Here is a 15,554-nt window from a genome sequence, read left to right as displayed (position 1 = left end):
GGGTCATGTAATGTCACAAAAATGGGTATACTTCTTCGGCGACGGCAAGGCCGAAGGGGAGGGCTCCGATAAGGAGCTGTTAGGCGGAAAAGGTGCGGGTCTCGCCGAGATGACCAACATCGGAATCCCCGTCCCTCCCGGTTTCACTATTACCACCGGAGCCTGCGTTGAATATTACAACAACGACAGAAACTATCCAGACGGCCTTGAGGGCCAGATGGAAAAGGCGATGGAGGATCTTGAGAAAAGCACCGGGAAAAAGTTCGGTGACGATGAGTTTCCCCTCCTTGTCTCTGTCCGCTCCGGAGCAAGGGTTTCCATGCCCGGTATGATGGACACTGTCCTTAACCTCGGGCTTAACGATGTATCCGTTGATGGGCTTGCAAAGTCCTCAAACAACAAACGTTTTGCATACGATTCCTACAGAAGATTCATACAGATGTTCGGTGATGTTGTGCTGGGCATCAGCCATAATAAATTTGAGAAGATCCTCCGCCAGATGAAGCAGGATAAGAATGTGGAGATAGATACCCAGCTGGATGCGGAGGACCTCGCCAAGCTTGTTGAGGAGTTCAAGAAAGTTGTCTCCATGGAAACGGGGAATCCTTTTCCCCAGGAGCCGAAGGAGCAGCTGAAGCTTGCTGTTAATGCCGTATTCGACTCATGGAATAACCAGCGTGCCAAGACCTACAGGAAGATCCACAAGATACCCCACGAGTGGGGAACGGGTGTTAACGTTCAGGCTATGGTTTTCGGAAACATGGGGGATGACTGCGGAACAGGCGTTGCCTTCACAAGAAACCCCTCCACAGGCGAGAAGGAATTCTTCGGTGAATTCCTCATAAACGCCCAGGGTGAGGATGTCGTTGCTGGTATCCGTACCCCCGAACCGATAAAGGACCTGCAGGACAGAATGCCCGAAGCCTTTCAACAGCTTGAAGAGGTTTACCGCAAGCTGGAGAACCACTACAAGGATGTTCAGGATATAGAGTTTACCATAGAGAGAAATAAGCTCTTCATGCTCCAGACCAGAACGGGAAAACGAACAGCGGCCGCCGCTGTTAAGATAGCCGTTGATATGGTTGAGGAAGGCTTTATCGATAAGGAGACAGCCGTACTTCGTGTTGCTCCCGATCAGGTGGATCAACTTCTGCATCCCATGATCGATGAAAGCACCTCCTATGAGGCTGTTGCAAAAGGGCTCCCCGCATCACCCGGCGCTGCTGTGGGCAAGGCTGTGTTCAATGCGGAGATTGCCGAGAGCATGAGGGAAAAGGGTGAGGATGTTATCCTTGTCCGTAACGAGACAAGCCCCGAAGACATTGGCGGCATGCACGCCTCCAAGGGCATTCTTACAGCCACAGGCGGTATGACAAGCCACGCCGCAGTTGTTGCCAGAGGAATGGGTAAGTGCTGTGTTGCCGGATGCGGCTCTCTTGATATCGACGAAAAGGCTAAGCAGTTCAGCGTAGCCGGCCATACCGTTAAAGAGGGTGACTGGATCACTATAAACGGAACGACAGGCGAAGTGATAATCGACAAGGTTCCCCTTGTGGAGCCTACACTTTCGGGAGAGTTCGCCAAGATCCTCGCATGGTCGGATGAGTTCAGAACACTTGGCGTTCGCACCAACGCGGACACACCGAAGGATTCAGCCACTGCTAGGGATTTCGGAGCCCAAGGTATCGGCCTCTGCCGTACGGAGCACATGTTCTTCGAGGCGGAGCGTATCGACGCAGTTCGCGAGATGATCCTCGCCAGTTGTGAAGAGGGTCGCAGAAGAGCACTTGCCAAGGTGAAGCCCTTCCAGAAGGAGGACTTCCTCGGCATATTCAAGGCTATGGCCGGACTACCCGTCACAATCAGACTCCTTGACCCCCCGCTCCACGAGTTTATCCCCCACACAGATGAGGATATTCAGCGTGTGGCAGATGCCTCCGGCCTTCAGTTCGAGGAGCTTAAGAGGAAGGCGAGCGAACTCCATGAGTTTAACCCTATGCTCGGTCATAGAGGCTGCCGCCTCGGTATAACCTATCCCGAGATATACGAGATGCAGTGCGAGGCTATATTCGAGGCAGCCTGCGAACTCGGCGCAGAGGGGCAGACCGTTGTTCCCGAGATCATGATCCCCCTTGTGGGGCATGAGAAGGAGCTGAGCGAACTTCGTGAAATGGTTGAAAGAGTTGCAGAAGAGTCCTTCGAGAAGGCTGGAAGAAAGGTTGAGTACCTCGTGGGAACGATGATCGAGCTCCCCAGAGCCGCCCTTACAGCAGACGAAGTTGCGGCCCATGCGGACTTCTTCTCCTTCGGCACAAACGATCTCACGCAGACAACCCTTGGAGTCAGCAGGGATGATTCCGGCAGGTTCCTCCCCCTCTATGTGGACAAGGGGATCTACAGCGATGACCCCTTTGTATCCATAGACCAGAGCGGCGTTGGCCAGCTCGTTGAGATGGGAGTTCAGAAGGGGCGCTCCGTTAAGAAAGATCTTAAGACGGGAATCTGCGGTGAACACGGCGGTGACCCTGAATCAATAAACTTCTGCCAGAAAACAGGGCTAGACTATGTCAGCTGCTCACCTTTCAGAGTACCTGTTGCAAGGCTGTCCGCTGCCCATGCGGCATTGAAGAACAAATAGTATAACCAACAAACATAATAGGCTCATCCAAGGGGGCTTCGGCCCCCTTTTTTAAGCACGGGAACATGCAATGTATTCTGAATTACGGTTTATAAGCCTCCTAGATAAGATATTGAATATCAGTGTAACAAGGATCCGTGTTCACGTGGATGGTGCTCTCCATGAAAAAGAATTCAAAGGAGCCCCTGAGAGGTTCGTAAGCATTGCTGAAACCGATTTATATCGTGTTGAGATAAGGTACGATGCCGAAGAAGAGCTCAAGGACGCTAAGCATGAGGTATTCTGCGAGCTCGCCAGTGTTTACTTTGAGGCAAACAAAACCTATCTATACAACCATTACCTAAAAGGCGCAACGCTTCTCGAGGCGATCGGTAATCATAGCATAGACATTGTTCTTGGTGAGGTAATCTCTAATCTTATAAAACCCGGAAATTACGAAAGGGCTGCTATATTCTTCCTCAACGAGGCTCTTATGGAGCTGAGAGGGGTTGTTTTCGGACAAAGAGGGTTTGAGGTAGACACCACAAGCCTTGAGTTCCGCTCAAAGAAAATAAAGCTAAACAAGAAGAATATTCTTTCCGACATAATGTTCTTTAAACGTTCGGATACCATTGATCTTTCCAAACTTGATAACTGGGGACCCGTTGAGGAGTTTATCGATGGTGAAGTCACAGCCTCCTCATTGGGTATTGGGACAAGACCCACAGGGGTGCTCATGGTTAAAAAGGATGTTTTCAGCCCCTGTGATCTAGATTTTGTCTCGTTGTATGCCAGCATCATTTCACTCTCGATGGAGTTCACAAACATCCGCTCTGAGCTTGAAAGATATCGTAGCTCTGCAAGGGAACCTGCAAGTATCGATTATATCTCTAAGGATCTTGTGAAGATGGGTAAACTTGCCGCCACAGTTGCCCACGAGCTTAAGAATCCGCTTGTCGCCATAGGCGGCTTTGCAAAGAGGCTTGCCAGCTTCTGCAACGATCCGAGAACAGAGAACTACGTTCGCATGATCCAGTCTGAGGTTGGCAGGCTTGAAAACCTCGTCTCTGAAATCCTCGATTACTCAAAGAATGTGGATCTCAAGTTCACTCTGATGAATCTTAAGGATGTAACAGACGAGATAACAAACCTTCTCAGGGAAAAATTCAGCGTGAACATGGTACATGTATCGACGGATGTTGAGCCCGGTTTGAAGGTTCTTGTTGACCCCGACAGGTTTAAACAGGTGTTGATTAATATTATCATCAATGGTATTCAAGCTATGCCTGACGGCGGTGATTTAAAGATTTCTGCTGAACATAATGAAGAAAAAACTATATTGTATATAAAAGACAGCGGAGGGGGGGTAGCCCTTGATGATATCGAGAAGATATTCGAGCCCTTTCATACAACGAAGAAAGACGGAACTGGGCTGGGTCTTCCACTGTCAAAGAAGATAATGACTGCACATGGCGGCGATATTGTTGTCAGCAACGATGAGAGTGGTGCGGTTTTTGCCCTGATACTTCCGAGGCATGGAGGAATAGATGAGTAAAGCAAAGGTTCTGCTTGTGGATGATGACAGAGGGATTATCCAGTTCTACAGCGAGTTATTAACCTCTAACGACTATGAGGTTAGTGTAGCTATGGATGGCGAGCAGGCACTGGAGGAGCTGAGCAAAGAGCTGCCGGATCTTGTTCTTCTTGATGTGAATATGCCCGGTAAGAGCGGCCTTGATATACTCAAGGAGATAAAGATTAAGAACGAGCAGCTCCCTGTTTTCCTTCTCACAGCCTACGAGCAGTATAAGCGCAACTTTTCATCACTTTATGCAGATGAGTATTTAACAAAGGAACGCAAGCCGGAGTTAATACTTAAGAAGGTGAAGGAATACACTGAGTAGTGGGCTTTCTTATCTGATTTAATCTATGGAATTTACCATCCATGGAAATTCCATTGTTGTTCGGGCAGGGAAACCCTGCCCTCTCGCACTTCCGGCTACATAAATTGAATACAATTCAATTTAGTTTCGCCTTCAGGGCTTCCATCCATGGAAGCCAGACTAATCCAATCTGGGAAATTCGTCATCATTAAAATTTCCCCTTAGTGCTTTAATTACATACAAAGATTTCAGAAATATTTCGATGTAGCAGTTCACCGAGTTCTTTTCTACGCATCCCTTCTGAGCTCACTGGATTCAGGACATTGATTTGGGCAGTGATCTCCTTTTGTTTAACAAGGTCATTGAAGTGGGGTTCAAACTCCATATCTCCGTACCAGCATACGAGGTCGCGATTTTTTGGCGAAAACCTTTCTCCATTCACTGTTTTATAGTTTATGCACACAGGTATTACAGGCACGCCCGCTTTTTTTGCTGCTTCAATGAAGGGTGCACGGAATGGGAGTATATTCTCTCCATTGGTAGTGGTTCCTTCGGGAAAGATGACAACGGCAAAGCCTTTTCGCATTAGCTCTGCCAGCATCTCAATCTCCTCACGTATACGTGAGGCGCTCCTTCTCTCAATGAAGACTGTTCCGCCTAGTGCGGCGAGTGTACCGGTATACGGGTCCTCTTCCACCTCTTTAGTAGAGACAAACACAGCCGGCCGCTGTGAGGATATAAGCAGGATATCTATGTAAGACATATGGTTGGAGACGATCAAGCAGCCGCCTTCTGAGTGGAGCCCCTCACGGTTATCAACCTCTGTACGAACCTTGAGTGCATTCAGACCAAGACGGCACATTATGCTTGTAAAACCTATGGATAATCTTCTTTTTGCATCTTCATCCCGCACGAGGCTCCTTAGCAGCCTCTGGGTGTACATGTATATCAGGATGAGAAACTTAACAATCACTCCCCTCACTCTGTAAACTTTCTCCTGAAGCCTTCTTCCATGCTGTCCAGTTCGAGGAATGTGAGGTAGTCGTAGCACCTGAAAGCCTTGTCGAAAGCGGGCTCGCCGCATACCACACCGCCTGCCTTGAGATAGGAGAGGAGAAGCGGTGGTACAAGGTTTTCCGCCGCCGCACGGAAAGGTGCGAAGCGTTTCTCCTGTATCATGCTGAGCATCTTGAAGTATCTTTCGGTATAGAACTTCCCTCTGGGAATAGCTATGAGGGATTCATCCGCAAGATTGTTCTCCATCAGGTAGTTATGTATGAGTGCTATGGTGAAGTTATCCGTTGTTTTAACAGAGGAACACCCGAAAAGTGCTGATGAACCAGTTTCCGCCATATATTTACCAAGCCCTTTCCAGAGTGCCGCTATGGTTGAGCCGCTTCTATAGTCAGGGTGTATGCATGCCCTGCCTAGCTCGATCTTTGTGCCGGGCTTTGCGATAATGCCGTCCATGTCGAACTCTTTGGCGGAATAGAACTTATCATTAAAAAGTGAACAGTTGAGTCTGTATGTGCCGATAACGTTTCCGCTTGATTTCTCGATAACAGCCAGGTGATCAAACTGGAAGTCGTATTTATCTATATCCTTCCCACGAAGGCGTCGCTTGGAAAGGAGTTCACGATAGAAAACCTCGTGACGGAGCTTGAGTACCCCGCTGAGCTCCTGCCCGTTCTCGATCGTTTTAACGGTATACTTCCGGGAATCGATATTGATTTTAACGTGGGGTCTGTAGGTACGAAGACGAAAACGGAAGTTCTTTGAAAGACTTCCTATAACTCCGACAGCTTTTCTAACTCTGGGCCCTCTTAAGGTGTTCATCATGCCTCCATGAATAAAACTGTTCTTAACAGAAAACTATATTTCCCACCTGTCAGGTTTTCTTGTTGTTACTGTAAAAAAAATATCAAATCACTAGGCTTTACATTTATTTTGCAAGTACGGCACAACAAATTAACAGCCCGGTTGTATTAATACATGCAACATAATATATGATACAGATCGGATGGACAAATCCGGACAGAAAAACCCCAAACACCCACCGGAGGCTAGATACAATGGCTAAGGCTGACCTGCACTGTCACTCCAAGTTCTCAAACCACCCCACTGAGTGGTTCCTGCAGAGACTTGGTTCAGCAGAGTCCTACACAGAACCCGACTTCATCTATAACACTATGAAGGAAAGGGGAATGGATTTCGTTACCGTAACCGACCACAATAAAATAGACGCATCTATGTATCTTCACGAGAAGCACCCCGAGGATACTTTCACAGGGGTTGAGTCAACGGTTTATTTCCCCGAGGATGGATGCAAGATACATTGCCTTGTGTACGGCCTCAACGAGTCACAGTTCTCAGAGATACAGAAAATCCGCCGCAATATCTACGATTTCCGTGACTATATACGCGAGCAGAACCTGGCATATTCCCTCGCCCACGGAACCTACTCCGTCAACAACAGGCTGAAGATCGAACACCTTGAGAAGCTTGTCCTCCTGTTCGATGTCTTTGAGGGGATAAACGGCGGCAGGGGGAAACTGCACAACCAGACGTGGGTCAACGTACTAGAAGGGTTAACCCCGGAAAAGATAGACGAGCTGTACGACAAATACCGCATCGAGCCTTTCAGCACCAGTTCATGGATAAAGGGCTTCACCGGAGGTTCCGATGACCACGCAGGGCTTTTTCTCGGCAACACATACACTATAACAAAGGCGTCCACCCCCGAAGAGTTTATCAACAAACTCAGAACCAGACAGACGAGACACGCAGGGAACTACAGCAACTTCCATACACTCGCTTTCACAGTGTACAAGATCGCCTACGATTTCACCCAGCACAACAAGAACAAGGCGGCTGGTGCTGAGAGCCTGTTCAACAATATAACAAACCAGATATTCACCGACCGCAAGCCCACATTCATGGAAAGACTCCGCATGAAGGGTTTCAAGATAAAGAACAGGAACAGATCCAGAGATGCCAGCCGTGTGAGGGCTGAGCTTATTGAGCTTGTGGAAGAAGTTCGAGGCATATCCGATACAAATACGAACAAGAAGCTTGAAGTAGTTTACGACAAAGCGGCTAACATTGCCGATGAATACCTTAAGATGGCGATATCCGGTGTTAACCTTGATAAGAACAATTTCAAACTGGATGAACTACTTAAGAGCATAAACTCCGTTCTTCCCGGGATCTTCCTGAGCGTTCCTTTCTTCACATCCTTCACTCATATGTACAAAGACAGGGGCATTCTGGACGAACTCGAGAGACGATTCTCCATCAGAAGCGTAAACAACAAAAAACGTATCCTCTGGTTCACAGACACTATTAATGACCTAAACGGCGTATCGGTAACATTAAGAACCGTAGGAAGACTCGCCGCCGAGCAGGGATACGACCTTAAGCTCATCGGCTCACTTACCGATGATGAAGTAGATCACCGCCTTCCTGAAAACTTTGTGAATCTCAAACCCGTCCACGCCTTTAAACTGCCGTACTACGAAAAGCTTCTGGTTAAGATCCCCTCTGTGCTTAAGTCATTGGAGGACATCTACAACTTCGATCCTGATGAGGTCTACATATCAACACCCGGCCCTGTGGGCCTGCTCGGGCTTCTCGCATCGAAGCTGTTGAGCGTTAAGAGCTACGGCATATACCACACCGACTTCACCAAAGAGTGCTACGAGATCACTGGTAACGACTCCCTCAAAACCCTTGTGGAATCATACACTCGCTGGTTCTTCGATGCCGTAGTTGAGCTTAAGACAACCTCAAGGGAATACATGCTCTATATGGAGCGCAGGGGGATAAGCCGCGAGAAGATGAGCGTCTTTAACAGAGGGATCGACACACGCCTCTTCCGCCCTGTCAAGCGCGAAAAAACTGCGGATGACCCTTTTGTTATCGCCTATGCAGGGCGTATATCAAAGGATAAGAACCTCGAGTTCTACTTTGACCTCTGCAAAAGGATAAACGCACGCTTCGACAATATCCGCTTTGTCATGGCGGGTGACGGCCCGTTCATCGATGAAACGAAATCTGCAGCCAAGGAACTGGGCAATATGGAGATCCTTAACGAGATTGAGCACGACAGGATGCCCGAGATGTACGCCTCTTCGGATCTGTTTGTATTCCCCAGCAACACGGATACCTTCGGCATGGTTGTTCTGGAGGCTCAGGCTTGCGGAGTTCCAGCCGTCGTTTCCGATGAAGGTGGACCGAAGGAGATCATCAAGGATGGCGAAACCGGATTCGTCTGCACAGCTAATAATGTTGAGGAGTGGGAGGAGCGCATCAGCTCTCTCATAGAGATGGCCAGAACCAGTCCTGCGGAATATGAAAAATACTCCATAGCTGCCAGAGCAAGGGTTATGGAGGTCTTCAACTGGGATAAGGTACTGCAGGATATCTTCCTTAAAAAGAAGCCGGAGCTTAGCCAGGAAAACTCCGGAGAAAACGGAGAAGAACCGGGACGCAGGTTCTCGGTGGCATAAATAATAACCAAGGTGAATTAATGTCCATAAATGCAAAGGATTTCATGAATCAGGCAGGAACCTTCCTGAGGGGAAGGATGCCCGGTCAAGTCATTATACAGATGACAGACTACTGCAACGCAAAATGCCCCCAGTGCGGCATGCGTGTTCAAGAGAAGTTCCAGCGGAGCAAGCTGGAGCAGGATAAGGTACGCAGGATCATCGACCGTGCCGCCCAAAACAGCGTAACCGCTCTCTCCTTCACAGGCGGAGAGCCCTTTCTCCATACAGATGAACTCATAGGCCACATAAACCACGCCTCAAAGGCCGGCATAAGGTTCATACGTACTGGCACAAACGCATTCTTCTGCATGGGGAGCGAGAAGCCCGACTTTGAGGACAAGATAAAGCGTCTCGCGGAGAAGCTTGCGTCCACTGAGCTATACACCATATGGTTCAGCCTCGATTCATGGAATGCGGAGGTTCATGAAGAGAGCCGTGGACTTCCCGGCGTTGTGAAGGGTATGGAGAAGGCACTCCCTATCTTCCACGAATTCGGCATACATCCATCGGCAAACCTAGGGATAAACCGCCACGTTGCCTGCGGCAAGCTTCCGGAAAAGCTCGACAGCGAAGATGCAAAACAAACGTTCTACAGCTCCTTCCGTGAGGGTTTCAAAAGGTTTTACCGCAACGCCGCCGGCCTCGGTTTCACCATAGTAAACGCCTGTTATCCGATGAGTGCAGAGGAGAATGCGGTCTATCAGGCGGAATCCGCCGATATGATGGTGAGCTTCACAAAGACAGAGAAGATACAGCTCTTCAGCGCACTCTACGATACAATCCCCGAGTTTCGCTCCGAGCTCCGTATCTTCACACCCAGAACATCGCTCCTTAGCCTTATCAGGCAGTACAGCGGGGATGACTATGCAGACTACGCCTGCCGTGGCGGTCTTGATTTCTTCTATATAGACGGAGTTAAGGGGCATGCCTACCCATGCGGATTCAGGGCAAATGATGACTTTGGCCCTTATGAGAATCTGGACACAACCGGCGGAGTTCCCAAGGCGGACTGCCGCATTTGCGACTGGGAGTGCTTTCGTGATCCATCTACGCTTATGGGCCCTGTAACGGAGTTTTTCGAGCACCCCGCCGGTCTTCTGAGCCGTGTGCTTAACGATAAGCAGTTCTTCCGCCTCTGGATGGAGGATCTGCGCTACTACAAGGCTTGTGATTACTTCAACTGCCGCCAGCAGCCAGACTATGACAAGATGGCAAAACACGCCGAGAAACAGAAGGCTAAGAAATCCGTAAATCTCATTGAGGCTGTTGGTTCATAAAAAGTTATTAAGGATAGATATATAGATAATACCGGGGAATAGGGGGGAGGTCCTTTTTTCCGGGGCTATTCAGTCTGTTCCGAATCGCCGTCCGGTGTTCCTAGAACCTTTATATCAAGAATCTCGCCTTCGAATTCCTGCTTGAGCTGTTTAACGACCTCGTTTTCTCCGGCTTCCTTCTTTGTCTTGCGTTCGTAGTAGGTTTCCCTTTCCTTCTTCTTCTCAGTTACCGTTTTTTTTTTCGGCTCCGAATCCAGAACAGCCTTGATATATGAAACACCAGGATAGAACTTACCGGCAGTTTTGTTCAGGTAATCCCTCGTCTCCGGCTTCTCAAGCATCTGCACGTAGAATCGCTTTTCCTCTGCAACACCTATATAGAGCGTATCTCCTTCCACACGGGAGAGGTAAACGTTGCTGAGATATGAGGCTACGGGAGCGTTCTCTTCGGAGATATGCTTTATCATCTCCTGCCATTTGTCACCACCCCCCTGGGATGGGCTCTCCTGCCGTGGGGCTTTATGGGAAGGGGACTGCTGGGCACTTCTCGCCGGGGACTGCCTGGCAGATGATACCGCAGCCTGGGGTGTTCCCCCCGTGACAGGGATAACAGCAGAGAAAGAGGCCGCCTTATACATGGCGAACTCGAAAACATACTGATCGAAGCTGAAAAACTTCAAATCGTTGAGCAGTTTCTGGAATATCTGAAAGAGGGCGAAGAGCCGATGCTCTGTAACCCTTAAGGAGAGATCACTGTAAAGCTCCTCCTCATAGCTTGTTAAGCCCTTGAGGGTTCCCCCGCCAGTCATATAGAAAAGCAGATTGCGGGTATGCTCTATGAGGCTCTCTGCGGCAAATTTGAGATTAACACCCTTTGAGGTCAGCTCGGTGATATGCCCTGCTATATCCTCCTTACGCTCCTCAAGGATAGCCTTGAAAAGCTCTACGATGATACTCGCCTCGGAGTAGCCGAGGAGGAAGGCCGTGTTCGATTCATCCACACGCCCGTTGGTGTATGCTATTATCTGATCCAGCATGGAGAGGGAATCCCGCATGCATCCGTCCGAGTTTCGTATGACAAGGTTAAGGGCATCCTCATCGTACTCGATCCCCTCTTTGGCAAGGATCTCGCTGAGTGATGAGTACATCCTTTCAAAGGGTATCTTACGGAAGTCGTATTTCTGGGTACGGGATATTATAGTTGCAGGAATCCTCTGGGGATCGGTTGTTGCAAGGATGAATAGGGCATGCTCTGGAGGTTCCTCAAGGGTTTTGAGCAGGGCATTGAACGCCTGCTCGGTGAGCATGTGCACCTCATCGATGATGTACACCTTCTTCCGGCACTTCACAGGGAAGAATTTAACCGCCTCACGCAGGTCACGAATCTCATCGATACCCCTGTTTGAGGCACCGTCCACCTCTATCACATCCATGGATGTTCCGCCTGTTATCTCAAGGCAGTTTTCGCACTCGTTACACGGATTAACACCCTTTGGTGAGAGACAGTTGAGAGCCTTTGCGAATATACGTGCAGTGGAGGTTTTACCCACGCCACGGGGGCCTGTGAAGAGGTAGGCGTGGACAAGTCTGTCCATCTCCATGGCGTTTTTGAGGGTAGTCACCACAAATTCCTGTGCGACTATCTCATCAAAGTTCTGCGGCCTGAGTTTTCTGGCGAGTGCGAGGTATGACATGGTGTTGTTTTAGAATACTCCCCTTCAGTTAGTCAATGCAAAGTTTCCTCAGAGAACAATGCTCACTTCGGTTCCATGCTCCCTGTTCTCTATGTTGATGTTTCCGCCCATGTTATTCTCGATTATCATCTTAGACATGTACAGGCCTATTCCTGTACCCTTCCCCTGCTCCTTGGTTGTGAAATAGGGCTCAAACACATTCACGAGGATCTGCTCGGGGATTCCGCCTCCGTTGTCCAGAATACGCACAAGGCTCTTCTCCCCAAGGGAGGCGATGCTTATCTTTATGTATCTTTCCTTGCGCCTGTTCTCAATAACTGCGTCCTTGGCATTGCTGAGCAGATTAAGTACAACCTGGGCAAACTCGTTGGGGAAGCCTTTGGCCATTACACCGTCTTCGGCATCCATAATCAGCTCTATGCGGAAGTTGTCCAGACTTGCGTGGATAATATTAACCGCCTCATCAACGGCCTCACGTACATCAAACTCAACAACCTCCTTATTTGTTCTATAGAAGTTGCGGAAATCATCAATGGTGGTGGACATATGCTGGATAAGCTCCATGGAGTTTTCCACAACATCAACGATATAGTCCTCATCAATACCACCGTGGCGGAAGGTATCCTCGATATCCTGCACTGTAAGGGCGAGTGCGTTAAGGGGCTGGCGCCACTGGTGGGCGATGTTGCTTATCATCTCTCCCATGGCGGCAAGGCGTGATTGGCGAACCATAAGCTGGTCTTTACGTACGCTCTTGCCAGCCTCATCCTCAAGCTTCCCCTCAAGTTCAGATACAAGGGCCTGCAGGCTCTCGGTCCGAAGCTTCACTCTTTCCTCTATTTCCTCCTCCATTCGCTCCAGCTGGTCCAAAAGGCTTTCTATGCGCAACCGAACGGCTCCGGTGCCTGCGGCGATGGTCTCGAGTTCGTTATCCGAGCGAGTCTGCTTCGCTTCAATCCTGCCAAGTATGGCTGTACAGTTTGAAAGAGCCTCCCTGAGCGGGGCAAAATTACCTTTGATTGATATAAAAAAGAAATATATCCCAGCAAGGGATGCAAAGAGCGTTATGGCGGCAAAACCTGCAAAGGGGGCATTTAAAGTGTTCATAACGGCGGCCTTTTCACGAACCGATGCAAGGGTGAGATTGAGGTTAAGGTATGAGAATCTTGAGTATGCTATGCTCTCCCCCCATTTATCTATAACACCGGAATCGTCCTGCATGGAGGATACACTACGGTATATACCCGGAAAGAGCGTTTCATCCATATCGCCGAGAACAAGGTCGCCCGTCTTTGTATTGAAAAGAAACATCCTCTCCCCGCTAGTTCCGGGGCATGTGAGGGCTGTATTAAGTGGTTCCAGAGACAGCCTGAAGACGCTCACTCCCACTGCACTCCCTTCGATATTGGGATTATACATCGGTGTGGATATGTCCATAAAAACATCGCCGCCAACCGTTCGCTGAACACCAGCAACATATCCGGAGCCGGTTCGGAGGGGGGATTGAAAAATAGGTCGATCACCTATGTTGTCGTCAATGAAAAGGGGCTTATCCTTGCTCATCGAAAACCATATCTCCCCCGATGAATCAGCTGCTGCTATGGCGTTAATCTCGCTGTAGCCCTCCAGAACGGACTGAAGCTGTCTGCGTGAGAAGGTGTAGCCAATCTCGTTGTCCGGAACGGTAAAGCCTGCGATGCCGGGGTAAACCTGCAAGGAATCAAGGCTTTCCAGTAGTCTCACCTCAGAGATGCTGAGACATTCGGTCTGCTGGCTGATTGCACGCTCTTTCACTGTGTGGCTGAAGAAGAAGTAGGCAGATGCCATTGCGCTCAATGCGATAAACAGAGCGAATACGGCGCTGTGGAGTGTTATCCTTTTGAGGAGCTTCATTGTATAAGAGAATCCGTATCAAACATTCAAACTATTCTACTCCGAATAAAGGAATGTTCAAACAGAAAAATGATTAAATCCGACCCGATTCGCCCAGGGCTTTTTGATTCCTTTTATCACGAACGATAACGGCATAGGCGCTGTGGTTGTGGATGCTCTCAAAGTTCTCGCTGGAGACCTCAAACCAGTCTATTCTGGGCTCTTTCATAAGCTTCTCTGCGCAGTTGCGAACAACATCCTCAACAAAGGCGGGGTTTTCATAGGATTTTTCGGTGACAAATTTCTCATCCTCCCTTTTAAGGAGGGGGTATACGGGCGAGCTTGCCGAGGATTCGGCTATGTCGATGAGCTCCTCTATCCAAAGCATCTTACGGAAACGTACCTTGATTGATATCTCACCCCGCTGGTTGTGGGCTCCGTGGCAGGAGATCTCCTTGGAGCAGGGGCAGAGGGTCATAACCGGGACCTTTACGCAGAGGATGAAGTCCTTCTCCTCACCGGTGCTGGAGGCGTAGTATTCGCAAGTATAGTCCATCATGGAGGCTAGACCGGATACGGGTGCGGTTTTCTCTACGAAATACTTGAAGAAAAGCTCGATGTGGGATTCCTCACTCTCAAGCTTCTCCCGCATCTCTTTGAGTATATCCCAGACAGAGGAGATCCCCATCTTCTCCCTGTGACGGTTCAGAACCTCCACAAAACGGGACATGTGGGTCCCTTTGAAATCATGGGGAAGGCGCACATACATATTTATGCGGGCGTTTGTATGCTGTTTCCCCTTCTGCTTATCATCAAGTACGATGGGGTAGACAATGTCCTTAATCCCCACCTTGTCGATGTATATATTCCTGCTGTCGTACTCGTTTTGTATATCACGCAAGATTACTTTCTCTTAATGCGCTGATTTGCAAGAAACTGCTGATAGTGCTTTGCCCCCTCGGGGAGTTTGCCGAGGTGAAGCTGCATCCAGACCGTTCCATAACGCTCCATCTTGAGCTTCTTACCGTTCTTAAGCAGTTCTATATCGGACTCAAGCCTCTCATCAAGGGGGTTCTTCTTGGTTCCCCTACCGAGAACATCGATAGCCTTATCCGTCTCGTTGTTCTGAACGTGGAGCCAGGCGAGGAAGCTGTAGGGGAAGCCTTCCTTCGGAGCGTTCTTAACGGCGGTTTCCATGGTCTTTATCGCCTTCTCCATATTCTTATCCTTATAGTAAAGGGCGGCGAGCATGGCAAGACCCATCCAGTTCTTTTTGAAGCCCTTCTCAAGATACGGTCTTGCGTCCTCAAACTTCTTATTGGCATAGAGGATCATACCTATCTGGGAGTTGATCTGCTCCTTTACGAAGAACTGCCAGTTTGCATACTGGTATCCATCCTTAAGCTTTTCAATGGCTTTTTCGTTTCTGCCAGCTTTGAGATCCTTCTCCACAGAGGCAAAGAGACCCTTTAGCTTGTTGAGGAAGTGCCTTCCCATAAGAACGTTGATTAGGATGATGAGCAGTACCGCCAGAGCGATTGCCCAGGCGAAGCTGTATGTGGCGTAGTAAAGCCCTAGGGAAGCGGCTACGGAAACTGCTACGGAAATGAGGAGAGTAAGCATTTATAAGACTCCTGGATTATTAGTTATTATTTTGCAAA

General features: G+C 49.0%; 11 protein-coding genes. 5 read left to right on the top strand and 6 right to left on the bottom strand.

Features of this window, described 5'->3' with window-relative positions:
* The first annotated feature begins 10 nt into the window (after nt 1-10).
* The 3 genes from ppdK to K300_RS0110080 all read left to right on the top strand — a co-directional run bounded on the left by ppdK (nt 11) and on the right by K300_RS0110080 (nt 4,521).
* Nucleotides 11-2,638 (top strand): pyruvate, phosphate dikinase, encoded by a 2,628-nt coding sequence (ppdK, locus tag K300_RS0110090; protein ID WP_022851549.1) that lies wholly within the window; start codon nt 11-13, stop codon nt 2,636-2,638.
* 112 nt (nt 2,639-2,750) lie between these two features.
* Nucleotides 2,751-4,172, top strand: coding sequence for a sensor histidine kinase (locus tag K300_RS15335; RefSeq protein ID WP_162139880.1), 1,422 nt, complete (start codon nt 2,751-2,753; stop codon nt 4,170-4,172).
* Nucleotides 4,165-4,521 (top strand): response regulator, encoded by a 357-nt coding sequence (locus K300_RS0110080; protein WP_022851547.1) that lies wholly within the window; start codon nt 4,165-4,167, stop codon nt 4,519-4,521. The genes K300_RS15335 and K300_RS0110080 overlap by 8 nt, the downstream gene beginning before the upstream one ends.
* Before the next feature lie 208 nt (nt 4,522-4,729).
* Here K300_RS0110080 and K300_RS16285 read toward each other — a convergent pair whose 3' ends face one another.
* A complete protein-coding gene (locus tag K300_RS16285) occupies nt 4,730-5,473 on the bottom strand; it encodes a lysophospholipid acyltransferase family protein (RefSeq protein ID WP_162139879.1) in 744 nt (247 codons plus the stop codon).
* Between the two features lie 5 nt (nt 5,474-5,478).
* A complete protein-coding gene (locus K300_RS0110070; RefSeq protein ID WP_022851545.1) occupies nt 5,479-6,336 on the bottom strand; it encodes a GNAT family N-acetyltransferase in 858 nt (285 codons plus the stop codon).
* A 236-nt stretch (nt 6,337-6,572) separates the two neighbouring features.
* On the opposite strand from K300_RS0110070, the gene K300_RS15325 reads away from it, so the two are divergent.
* Complete coding sequence (locus tag K300_RS15325) at nt 6,573-9,008, top strand: glycosyltransferase (protein WP_022851544.1); 2,436 nt, start codon at nt 6,573-6,575, stop codon at nt 9,006-9,008.
* Between the two features lie 20 nt (nt 9,009-9,028).
* Entirely contained in the window at nt 9,029-10,327 is a 1,299-nt protein-coding gene (locus K300_RS15320; RefSeq protein ID WP_022851543.1) for a radical SAM protein, read from the top strand.
* 65 nt (nt 10,328-10,392) lie between these two features.
* On the opposite strand, the gene dnaX is transcribed toward K300_RS15320, so the two are convergent.
* From dnaX to K300_RS0110040, 4 genes are all read right to left on the bottom strand, one after another.
* Nucleotides 10,393-12,021 carry a DNA polymerase III subunit gamma/tau gene (gene dnaX, locus K300_RS15315; protein ID WP_022851542.1) on the bottom strand — a complete coding sequence of 543 codons (1,629 nt, stop codon included), beginning with the start codon at nt 12,019-12,021 and terminating at the stop codon, nt 10,393-10,395.
* A gap of 48 nt (nt 12,022-12,069) precedes the next feature.
* Nucleotides 12,070-13,914 carry a sensor histidine kinase gene (locus tag K300_RS16280; RefSeq protein ID WP_022851541.1) on the bottom strand — a complete coding sequence of 615 codons (1,845 nt, stop codon included), beginning with the start codon at nt 13,912-13,914 and terminating at the stop codon, nt 12,070-12,072.
* Nucleotides 13,915-13,987: 73 nt separating this feature from the next.
* Complete coding sequence (folE2, locus tag K300_RS0110045) at nt 13,988-14,794, bottom strand: GTP cyclohydrolase FolE2 (protein ID WP_022851540.1); 807 nt, start codon at nt 14,792-14,794, stop codon at nt 13,988-13,990.
* Between the two features lie 2 nt (nt 14,795-14,796).
* Nucleotides 14,797-15,516, bottom strand: coding sequence for a tetratricopeptide repeat protein (locus K300_RS0110040; RefSeq protein WP_022851539.1), 720 nt, complete (start codon nt 15,514-15,516; stop codon nt 14,797-14,799).
* Nucleotides 15,517-15,554 lie beyond the last annotated feature (38 nt).

The sequence above is a fragment of the Limisalsivibrio acetivorans genome, assembly GCF_000421105.1.
In the GTDB taxonomy this organism is placed as follows: Bacteria; Chrysiogenota; Deferribacteres; order Deferribacterales; family Geovibrionaceae; genus Limisalsivibrio; species Limisalsivibrio acetivorans.
This window is presented reverse-complemented; position numbering and strand designations above follow the sequence as displayed.